This is a genomic window from Paraburkholderia graminis (assembly GCF_003330785.1).
Taxonomy (GTDB): Bacteria; Pseudomonadota; Gammaproteobacteria; order Burkholderiales; family Burkholderiaceae; genus Paraburkholderia; species Paraburkholderia graminis.
Genome location: NZ_CP024934.1, coordinates 919,558 through 937,985, shown reverse-complemented (window position 1 = coordinate 937,985; position 18,428 = coordinate 919,558). Strand labels below are relative to the sequence as shown.

Genomic DNA, 18,428 nt, shown 5'->3' with positions numbered 1-18,428 from the left:
CGAAGGTGATCACGATGAAGCTCAAGCTCTACGCACACCCTTTCTCCTCGTACTGCCAGAAGGCGCTCATCGCGCTGTACGAGAACAGCACGCCGTTCGAATTCCGCCTGCTCGCGCACGACGACCCGCAAATCATGGCCGAATTCGCCGATCTGTGGCCGATCAAGCGCTTTCCCGTATTGGTCGACGGCGAGCGCACGGTGACGGAGGCGAGCATCATCATCGAATATCTCGGCCTGTACTATCCGGGGCCGGTGGCGCTCGTGCCCGCCGACGCCCGCGCGGCGCTCGACGTGCGCAGCATGGACCGCTTCTTCGACAACTACATTTCGACGCCGCAGCAGAAGATCGTGTTCGACAGCCTGCGTCCTGACGCCGAGCGCGACGCGCGCGGCGTGACAGAAGCGCGCGCGATGCTCGATACGGCTTACGCGTGGCTCGACAAAACAATGGCGGCGCGCGAATGGGCCGCGGGCGACACCTTCAGCCTCGCCGATTGCGCGGCGGCGCCAGCGCTTTTCTACGCCGACTGGAGCCACGCGATCGACCCGGCGTTCGCCCATGTGCGAGCTTACCGCGAGCGCTTGCTGGCGCGTCCGTCTTTCGCTCGCGCAGTCCACGAAGCCCGGCCCTACCGCCCGCTGTTCCCGCTCGGCGCGCCGGATCGGGACTGAGCGGCGACGAGCGTGGAACGAGCGGAGACTGAGCCGGATCAGCGGAGTCGCGCGCCAACCCCTTGCGACAACATTATTCCGAGCCTATACACTTCACGTCGAAACCAATTTCCGCTCATTACACATAAGAAGGCCAAACATGGACCGTTTTGAAGCGATGGAGATCTTTACGCGTGTGGTCGAGGCGAACAGCTTCACGAAAGTATCCGAATCGCTCGACTTGCCGCGCGCGAAAGTGAGCCGCACGATTCAGGCGCTGGAAGAGCATGTCGGCGTGCGCCTCCTGAACCGCTCGACGCGCCAGGTCAGCGTCACCGAAGACGGCGCGCTCTTTTACGATCGCTGCGTGCGCATCCTCGCGGAAGTCGCCGACGCGGAATCGTCGCTGTCGAACAAGCGTGAGAATCCGGTGGGCACGATCCGCGTCGACACGTCGGGCACGCTCGCTCGCGCGCTGCTGCTGCCCGCGCTCGACGACTTCTACCGGCGCTACCCTGAAATCGACGTGCGTCTGGGTCTCGCCGACCGCAACATCGACCTGATTCAGGACGCCGTGGATTGCGTGATCCGCATGGGCACGCCGGAAGAATCGAGCCTCGTCGCAAGGCGCATCGGCCATGCGCGTATCGTCACCTGCGCTTCGCCCGCATATTTGGAGAAGTACGGCACGCCGAGCACGCTCGATCAATTGAGCGAGCACCGCGCGGTCAACTACGTGTCGGCGCGTACGGGCAAGACCTTTCCGTTCGAATACGAAGTCAACGGCGAGACCGTGAAAGTCGCGATGAAAAGCGTGCTCGCGGTCAACGACGGCTCGGTCTACATTCGCGCGGGCGAGCTCGGCCACGGCATCATTCAGCCGTCGCGCTTCATGGTCGCGCATCTGATCGAGCGCGGCGTGCTGAAGGAAATTCTGACTGACTACACGAGCCCCGGCACGCCGCTGTCGATCCTGTACGCGCATCGCCGCAATCTGAGCTCGCGGCTGCGCGCGTTCACCGAGTGGGTGACGGAACTCGTACGCAACAATCCGGACCTGCGTATTCCGGAAGCCTGACTGGCGCCGCCGGCCCAGGCGAAGAATCGGCATAGGGGACGGCCATGAGGCCGTACCCCTGCCACACCACCCGGCATGCGGGTCCGCACCGGGCGGTTCGGGAAGTTGAGGTTATGAGAGTCGGGGTACGCCCAGTTGGTCGAAGTAGGCGATGGTCAGCACGCGCTTGAGCGCACCGTCGCTATTGCGCCACCAGCAACGACTGTTCGCCGCCACTTGTCGCGCCACAGCGGCCGATGCCCCCAGCGCACGCAGTTCCCGGTAGATGGTGGTGCCACGGCGCCAGTGTTTGAGATGGATCGCGCGCAACCGGTGACGCAGCCACTCATCCAGTGCCAACCACACACCGGGTGTTTGCGCCAACCTGAAGTACGCCTTCCAGCCTTGCACGTAAGGCCGTAACTGTTCCACCACTTTCTTCATGCTGCGCCCGCCAGAGCGATGGGTCAGTTCACGGATGCGGTGTTTGAACGCCAGCAGCGGTTTGGCCGCCACCTTGCGTTTGACCACCCCACCCGCAGCCACCCACAGGCTGTAGCCCAGAAACTTGCGACCAAACACACTGGCCACCGCGCTTTTGGTCTCGTTGACCTTCAGCCGCAGTCGCCCATACAGACGCCGCAGCAGTGCCATCACCCGCTCACCCGCCCGGCGGCTACGAACATAGACATTCGCGTCGTCGGCGTAGCGCGCGAAGCAATGACCCCGCCGCTCCAGTTCCTTATCCACTTCGTCGAGCAGCACGTTGGCCAGCAACGGGGACAGTGGTCCGCCTTGCGGCGTGCCCTGATCCCGTTGCTGGACCACTCCGCCATCCATGATGCCGCTGCTCAGATACGCCCGGATCAGCCGGATTACGCCGGCATCATCGATTCGCTTCTGTAGACGGTCAATCAGGATGTCGTGGTTGACCCGGTCAAAGAATTTCTCCAGATCAACGTCCACCACGATTCGCCGACCCGACTGCACGTACGACTGCGCGGCTAACACCGCGTCGTGCGCACGCCGTCCAGGCCGGAAGCCGTGGCTGTGCTCGCTGAAGGTAGGGTCCAGAACCGGCTGTAGCACCTGTAGCAGCGCCTGCTGGATCAACCGGTCCGTTACCGTCGGGATGCCAAGCTCGCGCTCGCCTCCATCCGGCTTCGGTATCGTCACCCGACGTACCGGGCTGGGCCGGTACGTCCCCTTGAGCAACTGTTCACGGATCGCGGGCCACGCCGTCACCAGATGACGCGACGTCTGGTCAACGTCCAGACCGTCCACGCCAGCGGCTCCCTTGTTGGACCGGACCCGTTTGAACGCCTGCTTCAGGTTCTCTCCTGTCAGCGCCGCTTCCAGCAGCGCCGACCCTGTGTCCCCGGATTCATGTCGCGGGCAGCAGGCTTCATCGCTAGTCGGTGTACGCCGTGCAGCTTCACCGCACGTGACCCCCACCCGCCCCGCTTGCGCGGGCATCTGACGCATTGCCTGTCGCATCGACATGACGCTGGACACTCCTTCCCGTTTAGCCCTTCGTCACCAGCTTCGGCCTCATCAACCTGTCCTGTGACTACTACGGCCTCTGCTGACTTCTCGCTCCGGCTCGACGCCGTTGCCCTTTCAGGCACGAGGCGAGATCTCCCCAGGTAAGAACGCAATCCTTCACCGCACAACCGCCGCATTTACGTTGCCTGATCCTTGACCACGAGAGCTTCGCGCTTCTTTGCACGCTCGCCCTGATCGGCACCGCCTCATATCCGGTTCTTGTTCATCGGCTCGCGGTTTCGCTCCACGCTTCCTCCCCACGCTCGGTCGCCCTCACGCAGTTGCGCTTCACTTCGTTCGCTGTGGTCAACTCACGATGGGACTTGCACCCACAAGATTGCGCCCATGCTGGGCGCACAAAGAAAAGCCCCTTGCGTCGCGAGACGCAAGGGGCTTTCTCAATGAGGCAAGGCCAAGCGATCAGACCAAAAAATCAGGCGATGCGCTCTTCATTCGACGGATCGAACAACACCGCTTTCGACGTATCGAACAGCAGCGTCGTATTCGTCAGCGGCTGCGGATTCGACGCCGGGTGCACGCGGCTCACCACGCGCTTGCCGTTGACCTGCGCGAATACCAAAGTGTCCGGTCCGGTCGGCTCGATCACGTCGACCTTCACTTCGATCTGTTGCAGCTTCGCGTGATCGCCATGCGCGCCGCGAGCATCGGTAATGCGCTCGGGACGCAAGCCGAGAATCACTTCACGGCCCACGTGCGACTTGACCTTCGCCGAGTCGAACGGCAGATTCAGCGCCGTGCGCGCAATGCCCGTATCGAGTTCGAGACCCACGCCCGCGCCCTGCTCGACGAGCTTGCCCTGGATGAAGTTCATCGGCGGTGCGCCGATAAAGCCGGCCACGAACAGGTTCGACGGCGAGTCGTAAATCTCCTGCGGCGCGCCGAACTGCTGGACGATGCCGTCTTTCATCACGGCGATGCGGTCGCCGAGCGTCATCGCTTCGATCTGATCGTGCGTCACGTAGACGATCGTCGTGCCGAGGCGTTGATGCAGCAGCTTGATTTCCGAACGCATCTCGATACGCAGCTTGGCGTCGAGGTTCGACAGCGGTTCGTCGAACAGGAACATCACCGGGTCGCGCGCCAATGCGCGGCCCATTGCCACGCGCTGACGCTGGCCGCCGGACAACTGACCCGGCTTGCGATCCAGCAGATGCGTGATCTGCAGCGTGTTCGACACGCGGTCGACAATCTGCGTCTGTTCCTGCTTCGGCACCTTGCGGATATTCAGACCGAACGAGATGTTCTCGCGCACCGTCATCGACGGATACAGCGCGTACGACTGGAACACCATCGCGATATCGCGATCTTTCGGCGACAGGTTGTTCACCGTCTTGCCGTCGATCTGGATCTCGCCCTTGGTCACCGTTTCGAGGCCGGCGATCATATTGAGCAGCGTCGACTTACCGCAGCCCGAGCCGCCGACCAGAATCAGGAACTGACCGTCTTCGATGTCGATGTTGACACCCTTCAGAACCGGCACCCCGTTCGGGTAGGTCTTGTACACGTCACGGATGGAAAGGCTTGCCATGCTGTGAATCCTCTAGTCTCTGGTACTGCTTGAAAACGTCTTGTTTATGCGCCGGGACACGCCGCCGCGCTCGGATGGTTTGCGAGGCGTTAGCCCTTCACCGCGCCGGCCGTCAGCCCGCGCACGAAATAGCGTCCGGCGATGATGTAGACGAGCAAGGTCGGCAATGCGGCGATGATCGCGCCGGCCATGTCGACGTTGTATTCCTTCACGCCCGTCGACGTATTCACGAGGTTGTTCAGCGCCACCGTGATCGGCATCGAATCGACGCCGGAGAACACGATACCGAACAGGAAGTCATTCCAGATCTGCGTGAATTGCCAGATGAGGCAGACCATGAAAATCGGCAGCGACACGGGCAGCAGAATCTTCGTGAAGATCGTGAAGAAACCCGCGCCGTCGATACGCGCCGCCTTCACGAGTTCAGCCGGAATGCTCACGTAGAAGTTGCGGAAGAACATCGTCGTGAACGCGATACCGTAGATCACGTGCACCACCACCAGGCCGGTCGTGGTGTTCGACAGGCCGAGAAAGCCTTCGAAGCGCGCCATCGGCAGCAGGATCGCCTGGAACGGAATGAAGCAGCCGACCAGCAGCATCGTGAAGATCGGATCGGCGCCGCGAAAACGCCAGTGCGTGAGCACATAACCGTTGAACGCGCCGATGATCGACGAGATCAGCACCGCCGGAATTACCATCCGCACCGAGTTCATGAAGAACGGCTGCATGCCGTCGCAACGCACACCCGTACACGCGCCGCTCCATGCCTTGATCCACGGATCGACGGTCCAGTGCGTAGGCGGCGTCAGCAGATTGCCGGTGCGCAACTGGTCGATGTCCTTGAACGACGTGGACAGCATCACGTACAGCGGAAACAGGAAGTACAGGGCAAACAGGACCAAGGCCGCGTAAATGACGGCACGGCTGATCGTCATCTTAGGCTGCATTGCGGGTGCTCCTCGATTCCAGATACATGAGCGGCACGAGCACGGCCACGACGGTTGCGAGCATCATCATCGACGATGCCGCGCCGACGCCGAGTTGCCCGCGATTGAACGAAAACGTGTACATGAAGATAGCCGGCAGCGACGACGACGTGCCCGGACCACCCGCCGTCAACGCGACGACGAGGTCGAAGGTCTTGATCGTGATGTGGCAAAGAATCAGCAGCACCGAGAAGAACACCGGACGCATGCTCGGAATCACGATCTTGCGATAGATGGTGGGCAGATTCGCGCCGTCCATCTGCGCGGCCTTGAAGATTTCGCCGTCCACGCCGCGCAGGCCCGCAAGAAAGAGCGCCATCACGAAGCCGGTGGATTGCCATACCGCCGCGATCACTACGCAGAAAATCGCCTTGTCCGGGTCGCCCAGCCAGCTAAACGAAAAGCTCGTCCAGCCCCAGTCGTGGAAAACTTTTTCGAGGCCGATGCTCGGCGTCATGATCCATTGCCACGCCGTGCCGGTCACGATAAACGACAGCGCCATCGGATACAGAAACACCGCGCGCAATGCGCCTTCGTTGCGGATCTGCTGATCGAGCAGGATCGCGAGAAAGAGACCGAGGCCGATGCAAATGCCGATGAACGGAATGCCGAACCAGCCGAGGTTCACAGCCGAGGTCCAGAACACGTCGTTATCGAACAGTTCGCGATAACGGTCCAGACCGACGAAATCATAACGAGGCATCAGTCGCGAATTGGACAGCGACAGATAGCCGGTGATGGCGATGAAGCCATAGACGAAGATCAGGCTGATCACGACGCTGGGTGCGAGCACCAGCTTCGGAATCCAGCGATCGGCAAGGGCCGCCATGGGCGACGTGCGGCGGGCGACGCTAGCCGTTTTCCCGTTTCCGCTGATAGAAGCAGTCACTACTCGACTCCTGCTGAAACTGTCAGGTGAAGCCGCGTGCATGCGAGGCGCAGTGCAAACAGCGCACACCGCATTGCGCGAATTCACGCGATCAACGGCGCGAAGGGCGCGCCCGCTTAATCCATTCGACGGACGCGCCCTTCGCTACTTCACTTACTTGGTCTTCGCTGCCTTCGCGAGCGCGGTCACTGCGCTCTTCGAATCCTGCTGCGAGTTCATGAACTTCGTGACGACGTCGGAGATCGCGCCGGCTGCCGCATCCGGCTGAGCCATGCCGTGAGCGAGCGACGGCACATAGCCGCCCGACTTGATCGCCGTTTGTTCATCCGCGTACGACTTCTTCGCGCAGTCGTCGAACTTCGCCATCGAGACGCCCAGACGAACCGGAATCGAGCCCTTGTTCAGGCTGAACTGCTCCTGGAACTCCGGCGTCATGATCGTCTTCGCGAGCGCGAGCTGACCCGGCGTTGCCGCCTTCTGGCCTTTCTGCTGGAAGAACACGAACGAGTCGACGTTGAACGTGTACGACTTTTCGGTGCCCGGCACGGCGGCGCAAACGTAGTCCGCGCCCGACTTCTTGCCGGCGTTGGCAAATTCGCCCTTCGCCCAGTCGCCCATGAACTGCATGCCGGCCTTGCCGTTGATGACCATCGCCGTTGCCAGGTTCCAGTCACGGCCCGTGCGGCCCGCGTCGAAGTAACCCTGGATCTTGCGGACCGTGTCGAACACGCCGACCATCTTGTCCGAAGTCAGCGTCTTTTCGTCGAGGTCGACCAGCGCCTTCTTGTAGAAGTCCGCGCCTTGCGACAGCACGACGTCTTCCCACAGCGTCAGGTCTTGCCACGGCTGGCCGCCCATCGCGATCGGCTGGATGCCCGCGGCCTTCATCTTGTCGGCCACCGCGAAGAATTCAGGCCACGTGGTCGGCACCTTGCCGCCTGCCTTGTCGAGCGCCGCCTTATTGATGTACAGCCAGTTCACGCGATGCACCGAGAACGGCGCCGCGACATAGTGGCCGTCCGCGTGCATGATCTTGTCGATTTCCGGCGGCAGGTTCTTCTTCCAGTCGCCCGCGACGGAGTCGATCGGCACCAGCACGCCTTGCGAAGCCCAGTCCTGAATCAGCGGGCCCTTGATCTGCGCGGCGCTCGGTGCATTGCCCGAGATCACCTGCGTCTTCAGTGCCGTCATGGCAGCCGCGCCCGCGCCACCCGCAACCGCAAAGTCCTTCCACGTGTAACCCTGCTTCGTCATGTCGTCCTTGAGGACGCCGACGGCTTTCGATTCGCCGCCCGAAGTCCACCAGTGCAACACTTCGACCGACTCGGCAGCCTGCACGGCCGAGACGCCACACATCAGACCCGCGGCGCACAGAGCGCCCATGATCGCGCGAAATTTCATTGCTTATCTCCTCCAGACACCTGAACAAAAAACAAATGGCCCCTGATGTCGCCAGGGTGCTGTGGTTGGTTCAAACAGGCAAAACACTGGGCGATCGAGCACGGTCGGGCGCATGCGTTAAGGCATGTGCCGGCGGACCGATGTCCGGCCGCTGGAAGCTCAAGAGATGAGTGATTCGGGATGCAACTGACTGTCTCCTCTTTTGATTTTTGCCCGCCCGCGTCGCGCGGCAGACTCGAGGCTGGCCCATGCCGGCAATGCAATGTCCGTTTGCAATGTCCGTTAACATGCAGGGGACGTTGGCCGATTCGCGAAACGTGCAACTGACATGCAGCGCACGCTTTTTTCATCGAATTAGCGCTACCTCTTGATTTGGATTGTAGTTAAACTACAATTCAGTGTCAAAAAATATTTTATCGGACTACGGTCGCCTGTTCGCGAGGAGCGAGCGGTTGGCGCGGCGGCCCCAGGACATCGACGGAGACTCATGCAAACCGATTCAAGTTTCACCTTCGTTCTCTTCGGCGGAACCGGCGATCTGTCGATGCGCAAGATTCTCCCCGCACTGTTTGAAGCACACCGTGCGGGCGGCATGCTGGCCGACAGCGGCAAGATCGTCGCAGTGGCCCGCCACGCAGCGGATCGCGGCGAATATCTTCAGTGGGTCAACGAGCACGTCAAGCCGCATGTATCGAAGAACGGTGTCGACGAAGCGGCATGGGCCAGTTTTCTCGAACGCATCGAGTTCGTGAAGATCGACCTGGGCAATCCCGAAGACTTCACGTTGCTGCGCGATGCGGTGAAGGACTTGCCCGGCATCCGCGTGTTTTATCTCGCTACGGGTCCGTCGCTCTTCGTGCCGATCTGCCGCGCGCTCGCGTCGGTGGGGCTCAATGAAAACGCGCGCATCGTGCTAGAAAAGCCGCTCGGCTACGACCTCAAGTCGTCGAATGCAATCAACGACGCGGTCGGCGAAATCTTCGCGGAAGAACAGATCTACCGTATCGACCACTACCTCGGCAAAGAGCCCGTGCAGAACCTGCTCGCGCTGCGCTTCGGCAATGCTTTGTTCGAGCCGCTGTGGCGCCGCGAATGGGTCGAGAGCATCCAGATCACGATCGCGGAAGAACTCGGTGTCGAAGCGCGCGGCGATTTCTACGACAATACCGGCGCGCTGCGCGACATGGTGCAGAACCATTTGCTGCAACTGCTTTCGATCGTCGCGATGGAGCCGCCGCATTCGATGGACTCCGACTCGGTGCGCGACGAAAAGCTGCGCGTGCTGCGCGCGCTCAAGCCCATCAATCAGCTCGACATCGGCAAGGTTGCGGTGCGCGGCCAGTATCATTCGGGCGTGATCCGCGGCAACGCCGTGCCCGCCTACGCGACCGAACCCGGCGTGAAGCAGAACAGCACGACCGAAACCTTCGTCGCGCTGAAGGTCGAGATAGAAAACTGGCGCTGGGCGGGCGTGCCGTTTTTCCTGCGCACCGGCAAACGGCTTGCCGATCGCGTCGCGGAAATCGTCGTGAATTTCCGCTCGGTGCCGCATTCGGCATTGGGCGCATCGGCGTTGCGCGCGGGCGCGAATCGTCTGGTGATCCGCTTGCAGCCGAACGAGACCATCCGTCTTTACTGTCTCGCGAAGCAGCCGGGCGAAGGCATGAACCTCGCCAGCGTTCACCTCGATCTCGCGTTCGACCAGTTCTTCCGCGAAGGGCAGATGGAAGCGTATCAACGTCTTCTGCTCGACGTGATCAACGGGCGTCTCGCCCTCTTCGTGCGGCGCGACGAACAGGAAGCCGCGTGGCGCTGGGTCGAACCGATCCTGAACGAATGGAAGGCTTCGAACAAACCGCCGAAGCCGTATGCGTCGGGCACATGGGGTCCTGCCGCGGCGAGCGCGATGCTCGCGCAGCACGGCACCTGCTGGCTCGAAGAAGAGAATTGATTCGCGGCGGCTGGTCGCCGCGCTAACAAAAAAGCAGCACGGAGGAGAAGTGATCGAGCTTCACGCTTTCGACGATCAACGCGCGCAATCCGACGCGTTGGCGAAGGCAGTCGGCGACGCGCTACATGCATCGCTGGCCGCCCAGGCGGCAACGTCGGACGCCGGTATTGCCGGCGCGTCCACGGCCGGTACGTCCACCACGACATCTGCGGCCCGCCCGGCGCTGCTCGCCGTTTCGGGCGGCAGCAGTCCGCGCCCGTTCCTGCAGACGTTATCCACGCAAAGTTTCGACTGGGCGCGCATCGCCGTGACCCTCGTCGACGACCGCTGGGTGCCCGAGACGGACAGCGCGAGCAACGCGCAGCTCGCGCACGCGACGCTGCTGCAGAACGCCGCGCAGAACGCGACCTTCTGGCCGCTCGCCGACACATCGCAGGACCTGCATTCGCACGTCGCCGCGCTGAACGCCGACGCGCGTTTTGCCAATGCGCCCGACGTCGCGATTCTCGGCATGGGCGAAGACGGCCACACCGCGTCGATCTTCGCCGACGCACCCGAGTGGGATCACGCGATCACCACGCGCGAGCGCTTCGTCGCCGTGCATCCCGGCAGCGCGCCGCATGCGCGCGTGAGTTGGTCGCTTTCCGCGTTGAAGGAAGTGAAGCACCTGTTTTTGCTGATCGCAGGACCGCGCAAGATGGACGTGCTGAACGCCGCCGCCTCTTCGCTACAAAAAAATGCCATCTCGCAGTTGGCGAACGACAAGGGAGTGAGACTCGATGTCTACTGGTGTGCAAACTAAGGCTGCTCCGGGCGCGGGCCAGCACGCCGATGGACCGAGGCTTCTCGCCGACATCGGCGGCACGAACGCGCGCTTCGCGCTCGAAACCGGACCGGGCGAGATCGGCTCGGTGCAGGTCTACCCGTGCGCGGAGTATCCCGGTGTTGCCGAGGTCATCAAGAAGTATCTGAAGGACATGAAGATCGGCCGCGTGAATCATGCGGCCATTGCAATTGCGAACCCGGTCGACGGCGATCAGGTCAGCATGACGAATCACGACTGGACCTTCTCGATCGAAGCCACGCGCCGCGCGCTCGGCTTCGACACGCTGCTGGTCGTGAACGACTTCACCGCGCTGGCGATGGCCTTGCCGGGCCTCACCGACGCGCAGCGCGTGCAGGTCGGCGGCGGCACGCGCCGCCCGAATAGCGTGATCGGCCTGCTCGGTCCGGGCACCGGCATGGGCGTGTCCGGCCTGATTCCCGCCGACGACCGCTGGATCGCGCTCGGCAGCGAAGGCGGCCACGCCACCTTCGCGCCCGCCGACGAGCGCGAGGACATCGTGCTGCACTACGCGCGCAAGAAGTGGTCGCATGTGTCGTTCGAGCGCGTGGCCGCGGGCCCCGGCATGGAAGTGATTTATCGTGCGCTCGCGGGCCGCGACAAGAAGCGCGTGGCGGCCAACGTCGACACGCGCGAGATCGTCAAGCGCGCGCTCGAAGGCGAGCCGCTCGCCGCCGAATCCGCCGATGTGTTCTGCGGGATTCTCGGCACGTTCGCAGGCAATATCGCGGTGACGCTGGGCGCGCTCGGCGGCATTTACATCGGCGGCGGCGTGGTGCCGCGGCTCGGCGACTTCTTCGCGCGCTCGTCGTTTCGCAAGCGCTTTGAGGCGAAGGGCCGCTTCGAGGCGTACTTGCAGAACGTGCCGACGTATGTGATCACCGCGGAATATCCGGCCTTTCTCGGCGTGTCCGCGATTCTCGCCGAGCAGTTGTCGAATCGCGCGGGCGGCAGTTCGTCGGCGGTATTCGAGCGGATTCGCCAGATGCGCGACGCGTTGACGCCGGCCGAGCGCCGCGTCGCCGATCTCGCGTTGAACCACCCGCGCTCGATCATCAACGATCCGATCGTCGACATCGCGCGCAAGGCCGACGTGAGTCAGCCGACCGTGATCCGCTTCTGCCGTTCGCTCGGCTGCCAGGGACTGTCGGATTTCAAGCTGAAGCTCGCCACCGGCTTGACCGGCACAATTCCGGTGAGCCATAGCCAGGTGCATCTCGGCGATACCGCGACCGACTTCGGCGCGAAGGTGCTCGACAACACCGTGTCGGCGATTCTGCAATTGCGCGAGCATCTGAACTTCGAGCAGGTGGAACGCGCAATCGATCTGTTGAACGGCGCGCGTCGTATCGAGTTCTATGGCCTCGGCAATTCGAACATCGTCGCGCAGGACGCGCACTACAAGTTCTTCCGCTTCGGCATTCCGACCATTGCTTACGGCGATCTGTACATGCAGGCGGCTTCCGCTGCGTTGCTCGGCAAGGGCGACGTGATCGTCGCGGTGTCGAAGTCGGGCCGCGCGCCCGAGTTGCTGCGCGTGCTCGATGTCGCGATGCAGGCCGGCGCGAAAGTGATCGCGATCACGTCGAGCAACACGCCGTTGGCCAAGCGCGCGACGGTCGCGCTCGAAACCGATCACATCGAGATTCGCGAGTCGCAGCTTTCGATGATCTCGCGCATCCTGCATCTGGTGATGATCGACATTCTCGCGGTCGGCGTGGCGATTCGCCGGGCCGTGCCAAGCGCGGACGTCGCGGAAACGGTGGCGAAAGCGCGTCAAGGCGCGGACGACGACGCCACCGCCGTACTCGACTGGCTCAGTCACGGCGCGGCTTCATCGGCGCGCGATTGACGTTTGCAGATTGAGGCTTGCATGAAGGCCACGCTACGGCGTGGCCTTCATGCTTTCTGCTAAAGCATTGCCCGTTCGAGCCTGCGCTTCAATCGCGCGACTCGAACAACAAGCGATAATAGAAACTCCATCGCTCATGGCACAGCACACCGATGATCATCCGTCCGCATCTCCATTGGTTCCGCATGCTGCTTGCGTGGCGCGGCTCGGTGCTTCCGCAGTTGCTTCCCCGGCTGTTCCTCATTTTCGCGATCTCGGTCGTTGCGGTCGCGGCGCACGATCATCTGCTGCCCATCTCGCTGAACCTCAACACGACTGCGCCGTTCTCGCTCGTCGGCATCGCTCTCGCGGTGTTTCTCGGCTTTCGCAACAACGCCAGTTATGACCGCTGGTGGGAAGCGCGCAAGCTCTGGGGTCAACTGCTGAACGACGCGCGTTCGCTCATTCGTCAGGCGCTGACCTTGCGAACGACGCCGTTGCCCAAAGAAGACGCGGCCGAATTTTGCGCGGCATTGGGCGCGTTGCCGCACGCGCTGCGGCATCAGCTTCGCAAAAGCGATCCGCGCGAAGACCTCGCCGCGCGCCTGCCGCCTGCGCTGTTCGAACGCGTGATGGCGTCGCGCTACCAACCGGCGACATTGATGCTGGTTCTCGGCGAATGGGTGCAGCGCCAGGCGCAAAAAGGCTCAATCGATCCGATGGCCGTACTCGCGTTCGACCGGAATCTGAATGGCTTGTCGGATGTGATCGGCGGATGCGAGCGCATTGCCTCCACGCCGCTGCCGTTTGCGTACTCGGTGATGATTCACCGCACGGTCTACTTCTTCTGCGCGTCGCTGCCGTTCGGACTCGTCGACAGCATCGGCATTTTCACGCCGGTGTTCGCGGTGTTCGTCGCGTACACGTTCATGGCACACGAAGCGATCGCGTCGCAAATCGAGGAGCCGTTCGGCACCGACGACAACGACCTCGCGCTGCACACCATGTCGCTCACCATTGAAGACGCACTGCGCGATCTGCGCGGCGAACCCGCGGTCGCGCTGCCCAATCTGCAAGCCGACAGCTACGCGTTGACCTGAAGCTCTCGTCTCGATGAGGCGGCTTCTGCGCGCGCAGAAGCCTAGTCGTTGCCGACCGTTTCCGACAAGCGCTTGAGCGTCGCCACACGCGCACCGATGATATCGATGCGGCCGCGTTCATCGACGAGCGGCGTGCTTGCGTTCAGATAAGCGGTCCACGCCTTTTGTGCGCGCGTCAGCGTGGAACGCGAACGCGCCGGCATTTTCGCTTGCAGACGACGGTAGTAGCGGTTCATGTCGAACATCGCGTGTTCGCAGCGCGCGTCGGCGGCACAGGCGCGCACACGGCCGCTCCGCGAACGACCGGCCTTAGGTTGCCCACCTGCGCTCGCATCTGCCGCCGCGCTGCGCAGCACGAGCGCGCGGTCGCGCACCGGCTGCAATTGCATATCGGCGGCGGCAAGCACATACATCGTGCCGCGCGTGGTGGCGAACACCGCCGCGAGCAGTTGCGTGTCGGCATCGCGCCAGGCCTGCCAGCTCGCCTGACTCTTCTGCCACTGCTTGCGGCGCGTCTGCGGCGACTCGCCCTGCAACTGCTGCCATGCGTTATCCAGCGCGGTCTTCCAGCCGATGCGCGCCGTCTCCATGCACTGCACCTGCCCGGCCGTCGACGACATATCGCTGCGCGCAAGACAGGTGCGCATGGCCGCGTCAATCGGATCGGCGGCCGCGACTTCGGCGCGCGCCGCGAGCGGCGCGGCGCCAAGCAGCAGCGCACAGATGACAGCCCGCGCGAGCAACGTCGATCGCATCGTCAGACGCGCACGCAATCGACGAAATATTCGATGCGCCCGTTGATCATTTCGCCGACGAGTCCGTGGATGTCCGTGTGGAAACCCGGGAAACGCTCGTTGAATTCGCGCGCGAAGCGCAGATAGTTGACGATGGTCTTATTGAAGCGCTCGCCCGGAATCAGCAGCGGAATGCCCGGCGGGTACGGCGTCAACAGAATGGACGTGACGCGGCCTTCGAGTTCGTCGATAGGCACGCGGTCGATCTCGCGATGCGCGAGCTTCGCGAATGCGTCGGACGGCTTCATCGCCGGTTCCATGCTCGACAGGTACATCTCGGTGGTCAGGCGCGCAATGTCGTTCGCACGGTAGACGCTGTGAATCTGCTGGCACAAGTCGCGCAACCCGACGCGCTCATACGTCGGATGCAACGCGACGAAGTCCGGCAGCACGCGCCACAACGGCTGGTTGTTGTCGTAGTCGTCCTTGAACTGCTGAAGCTCGGTCACCATCGAGTTCCAGCGGCCCTTCGTGATGCCGATCGTGAACATGATGAAGAACGAGTACAAGCCGGTCTTCTCGACGATGATGCCGTGCTCGGCCAGATACTTCGTGACGATCGCGGCCGGAATGCCGGTCTCGCCGAAATCGCCGTTCATGTCGAGACCCGGCGTGACGATGGTCGCCTTGATCGGGTCGAGCATGTTGAAGCCTTCGGCGAGCGGGCCGAAGCCGTGCCACGAATCGTCGGGGCGCAGCATCCAGTCCTCGCGCGAGCCGATGCCTTCTTCCGCGAACTGGTCGGGGCCCCACACCTTGAAGAACCAGTCGTCACCGTATTCGGCGTCGACCTTGCTCATCGCGCGGCGGAAGTCGAGCGCCTCGGCAATCGACTCTTCCACGAGCGCCGTGCCGCCTGGCGCTTCCATCATCGCCGCGGCCACGTCGCACGACGCGATGATTGCGTACTGCGGGCTCGTCGACGTATGCATCAGATACGCTTCATTGAAGCGATGCTTGTCGAAGCGGCTGTTCTTCGAATCCTGCACGACGATTTGCGAAGCCTGCGAAATGCCGGCGAGCAGCTTGTGCGTGGAGTGCGTCGCGTAGATCATCGCGCCGATGCGCGGACGGCCCGCGCCGATCGCATGCATGTCCTGATAGAACTCGTGGAACTCAGCGTGCGGCAGCCAGGCTTCGTCGAAATGCAGCGTGTCGAGCCATTCGCCCAACATCTCCTTGATCATCTCGACGTTGTAGATCACGCCGTCGTACGTGCTTTGCGTGATGGTCAGAATGCGCGGCTTCAGGTTCGGATTATTCGCGAGCGCTTCGCGCGCGAACGGATTCGCCGCGATCTTCTTGCGGATGTTTTCCGGCTCGAATTCGCTGCGCGGAATCGGACCGATGATGCCGAAGTTGTTGCGCGTCGGCGTGAGGAACACCGGAATCGCGCCGGTCATCGTGATCGCGTGCAGGATCGACTTGTGGCAGTTGCGATCCACCAGCACGATGTCGCCCGGCGCGACCGTGCCGTGCCAGACGATCTTGTTCGACGTCGACGTGCCGTTGGTCACGAAGAACACGTGATCCGCGCTGAAAATGCGCGCGGCGTTGCGCTCCGATGCTGCGACCGGGCCCGTGTGATCGAGCAGTTGCCCGAGTTCGTCGACCGCATTGCAGACGTCGGCGCGCAGCATGTTCTCGCCGAAGAACTGATGGAACATCTGCCCAAGCGGGCTCTTCAGAAACGCGACGCCGCCCGAGTGGCCCGGACAGTGCCACGAGTACGAGCCTTCTTCCGCGTAGTGCACCAGTTCCTTGAAAAACGGCGGCGCGAGCGAATCGAGGTACACCTTGGCTTCGCGGATGATGTGGCGCGCGACGAACTCCGGCGTGTCCTCGAACATGTGGATGAAGCCGTGCAGCTCGCGCAGGATGTCGTTCGGCAAATGGCGCGACGTGCGCGTCTCGCCGTACAGGAAAATCGGAATGTCCGCGTTGCGGCGGCGCACTTCGGTCACGAACGCGCGCAGCGCGACGATGGCCGCCGCGAGTTCCGGCGTCTCGCCTTCGACCACGACGTTTTCGACGTACGGCAGCAGCTCGTCGTCGTCGATGGAAAGGATGAAGCACGACGCGCGGCTCGACTGCTGCGCGAACGAAGTCAGATCGCCGTAGCTCGTCAACCCGAGCACTTCCGCGCCTTCTTTCTCGATTGCTTCGGCCAAAGCCCGGATGCCGGAACCCGAGATGTTCTCGGAGCGGAAATCTTCGTCGATGATGACGACGGGAAAACGGAACTTCATGGGCGATTCTCCAAAAAGAACGACCGCTGCATTCGATAAATTGCAGCGGTCACCCTGTGTACCTGGTGGGTCGATGCGCTGCCGGCGTCAGGTCTTCGGCAACGTGACGCCGTGCTGACCTTGATATTTGCCGCCGCGATCCGCGTACGACGTTTCACAAATCTCGTCGCTTTCGAAAAACAGCACCTGGGCGACGCCTTCGTTCGCGTAGATTTTCGCAGGCAAAGGTGTCGTATTCGAGAATTCGAGCGTGACGTGGCCTTCCCATTCCGGCTCGAACGGCGTCACGTTCACGATGATCCCGCAGCGCGCGTAAGTGGACTTGCCGAGGCACACGGTCAGCACCGAGCGCGGAATGCGGAAATACTCGACCGTGCGCGCGAGCGCAAACGAATTCGGCGGAATGATGCAGACGTCGCCCTTGAAGTCCACGAACGATTTCTCGTCGAAATTCTTCGGATCGACAATGGTCGAGTTGATGTTCGTGAAGATCTTGAATTCGTCGGCGCAGCGAATGTCGTAGCCGTAGCTCGAGGTGCCGTAGCTGACAATCTTCCGGCCGTCTTCGGAGACGCGAACCTGATCGGGCACGAACGGCTCGATCATTTTGTGCGACTCGGCCATGCGCCGGATCCACTTGTCGGATTTGATGGTCATAGGTGAACGCTGCTCGACGTGAATAACAGAGGTGTGACGGATAACCGCCCGGTGTGCGCCGGCCGCCTTGCGGCCGGTTTCGCGCATTGCCGTGACGGCGGGAAGGCTGCTAGCGCGCCCGGACGAAGCCGCCCGCGAGTCCTGTTGACGATAACGCCAGCCGGACGCCGCGACGAAAGGCGCTTATTTTACGCGATCACGAAGATGCTGCCGCGGATGCGGGCCACGAATGCGGACCACCAAGGCGCCGCGAATGGACAAGCGCGCGGCAACCGCCGACAAGCGCGCGGCCCGTCATGCGATCGTTCATTGCCGGATTGCGCCGCACGCGAGCGCCGGACCTGCGCCATGCTGCGGATACGCGTAAGGATCGGTGGGATCGCGATGCAGCAGAACCGCGCGTTGCAGGACCGAACGGATACCGTCGAGCGAAACGTCCGGCGCGACGATGAAGCCGGTTGCCACGCCGTTCGCATCCGCATGAATGTTGCCGAGATCGCCTTCCACGCGCGCGCCCGCTTTGAGACGCTCGGCGGCCGGCGAGAATATCTGGCCGGCGCTCGAGCCGTCGGTCGCATTGCAGTCGCCGCGCTCGTGGACTTGCAGCGCGTGATCGCTATTGGGCGGCAAGCCCGAGAGGTTGTAGGTCACCTGCACGCCGTCCGAGCGCTCGATGAACGTCACGAGGCCGCGCGCCTGATTGCCCACGGTGGGCAGCAACTGCGCGTCGGCGCGCTTTTCCTGTGGTCTCAGGAACGCGCTGCAGCCGCATAACAGCACACTGCAGGCAGTCAGGACGATGAACGCATGCACCGCCTGCCCGTCGATTCGTTTTCCCATGCGATCCTCTTGCCGGCCTGGTGGCCGCCCCTGCGGCCGCCGAGCCGAACTTGTGAAGTCGACATGATACCGCGAGAGAAGG

15 protein-coding genes are annotated in these 18,428 nt (G+C 62.6%); 6 read left to right on the top strand and 9 right to left on the bottom strand.

All coding sequences use genetic code 11. From position 1 onward, the window contains the following. Positions 1–14: 14 nt before the first annotated feature. Both CUJ91_RS04125 and CUJ91_RS04120 read left to right on the top strand, forming a co-directional pair. Positions 15–674, top strand: a complete 660-nt coding sequence (locus tag CUJ91_RS04125) for a glutathione S-transferase family protein (RefSeq protein WP_114155864.1) — start codon at positions 15–17, stop codon at positions 672–674. Positions 675–813: 139 nt separating this feature from the next. Then, the gene (locus CUJ91_RS04120; protein WP_006048506.1) at positions 814–1,731 is read left to right on the top strand and encodes a LysR family transcriptional regulator; all 918 of its coding nucleotides are present in this window, start codon (positions 814–816) and stop codon (positions 1,729–1,731) included. 111 nt (positions 1,732–1,842) lie between these two features. On the opposite strand, the gene ltrA is transcribed toward CUJ91_RS04120, so the two are convergent. The 5 genes from ltrA to CUJ91_RS04090 form a co-directional block, all read right to left on the bottom strand. Next, positions 1,843–3,213, bottom strand: a complete 1,371-nt coding sequence (ltrA, locus tag CUJ91_RS04115; protein WP_006046962.1) for a group II intron reverse transcriptase/maturase — start codon at positions 3,211–3,213, stop codon at positions 1,843–1,845. Between the two features lie 475 nt (positions 3,214–3,688). Then, the gene (locus tag CUJ91_RS04105; RefSeq protein ID WP_006048507.1) at positions 3,689–4,804 is read right to left on the bottom strand and encodes an ABC transporter ATP-binding protein; all 1,116 of its coding nucleotides are present in this window, start codon (positions 4,802–4,804) and stop codon (positions 3,689–3,691) included. Positions 4,805–4,893: 89 nt separating this feature from the next. Further along, positions 4,894–5,751: a carbohydrate ABC transporter permease gene (locus CUJ91_RS04100; protein ID WP_006048508.1), complete on the bottom strand. Its 858-nt coding sequence runs from the start codon at positions 5,749–5,751 to the stop codon at positions 4,894–4,896. Continuing rightward, positions 5,741–6,679: a carbohydrate ABC transporter permease gene (locus CUJ91_RS04095; RefSeq protein ID WP_114155863.1), complete on the bottom strand. Its 939-nt coding sequence runs from the start codon at positions 6,677–6,679 to the stop codon at positions 5,741–5,743. Before CUJ91_RS04095 ends, CUJ91_RS04100 begins: the two co-directional genes overlap by 11 nt. A gap of 153 nt (positions 6,680–6,832) precedes the next feature. Next, a complete protein-coding gene (locus CUJ91_RS04090; RefSeq protein ID WP_006048510.1) occupies positions 6,833–8,080 on the bottom strand; it encodes an ABC transporter substrate-binding protein in 1,248 nt (415 codons plus the stop codon). A gap of 487 nt (positions 8,081–8,567) precedes the next feature. Here CUJ91_RS04090 and zwf point away from each other — a divergent pair, with 487 nt between their 5' ends. The 4 genes from zwf to CUJ91_RS04070 all read left to right on the top strand — a co-directional run bounded on the left by zwf (position 8,568) and on the right by CUJ91_RS04070 (position 13,806). Further along, complete coding sequence (gene zwf / locus CUJ91_RS04085) at positions 8,568–10,031, top strand: glucose-6-phosphate dehydrogenase (protein WP_114155862.1); 1,464 nt, start codon at positions 8,568–8,570, stop codon at positions 10,029–10,031. Between the two features lie 49 nt (positions 10,032–10,080). Next, positions 10,081–10,833 carry a 6-phosphogluconolactonase gene (pgl, locus tag CUJ91_RS04080; protein ID WP_114155861.1) on the top strand — a complete coding sequence of 251 codons (753 nt, stop codon included), beginning with the start codon at positions 10,081–10,083 and terminating at the stop codon, positions 10,831–10,833. Next, positions 10,811–12,727 carry a bifunctional transcriptional regulator/glucokinase gene (locus tag CUJ91_RS04075; protein WP_006048513.1) on the top strand — a complete coding sequence of 639 codons (1,917 nt, stop codon included), beginning with the start codon at positions 10,811–10,813 and terminating at the stop codon, positions 12,725–12,727. Before pgl ends, CUJ91_RS04075 begins: the two co-directional genes overlap by 23 nt. Before the next feature lie 152 nt (positions 12,728–12,879). Further along, complete coding sequence (locus CUJ91_RS04070) at positions 12,880–13,806, top strand: bestrophin family protein (protein ID WP_114155860.1); 927 nt, start codon at positions 12,880–12,882, stop codon at positions 13,804–13,806. Positions 13,807–13,847: 41 nt separating this feature from the next. Here CUJ91_RS04070 and CUJ91_RS04065 read toward each other — a convergent pair whose 3' ends face one another. The 4 genes from CUJ91_RS04065 to CUJ91_RS04050 form a co-directional block, all read right to left on the bottom strand. Further along, the gene (locus tag CUJ91_RS04065; protein WP_114155859.1) at positions 13,848–14,561 is read right to left on the bottom strand and encodes a lysozyme inhibitor LprI family protein; all 714 of its coding nucleotides are present in this window, start codon (positions 14,559–14,561) and stop codon (positions 13,848–13,850) included. A 2-nt stretch (positions 14,562–14,563) separates the two neighbouring features. Next, positions 14,564–16,849: an arginine/lysine/ornithine decarboxylase gene (locus CUJ91_RS04060; protein WP_006048516.1), complete on the bottom strand. Its 2,286-nt coding sequence runs from the start codon at positions 16,847–16,849 to the stop codon at positions 14,564–14,566. An 87-nt stretch (positions 16,850–16,936) separates the two neighbouring features. Then, positions 16,937–17,506, bottom strand: coding sequence for a dCTP deaminase (gene dcd / locus CUJ91_RS04055; RefSeq protein ID WP_006048517.1), 570 nt, complete (start codon positions 17,504–17,506; stop codon positions 16,937–16,939). A gap of 306 nt (positions 17,507–17,812) precedes the next feature. Next, positions 17,813–18,346, bottom strand: coding sequence for a superoxide dismutase family protein (locus CUJ91_RS04050; protein ID WP_006048518.1), 534 nt, complete (start codon positions 18,344–18,346; stop codon positions 17,813–17,815). Positions 18,347–18,428: the final 82 nt, after the last annotated feature.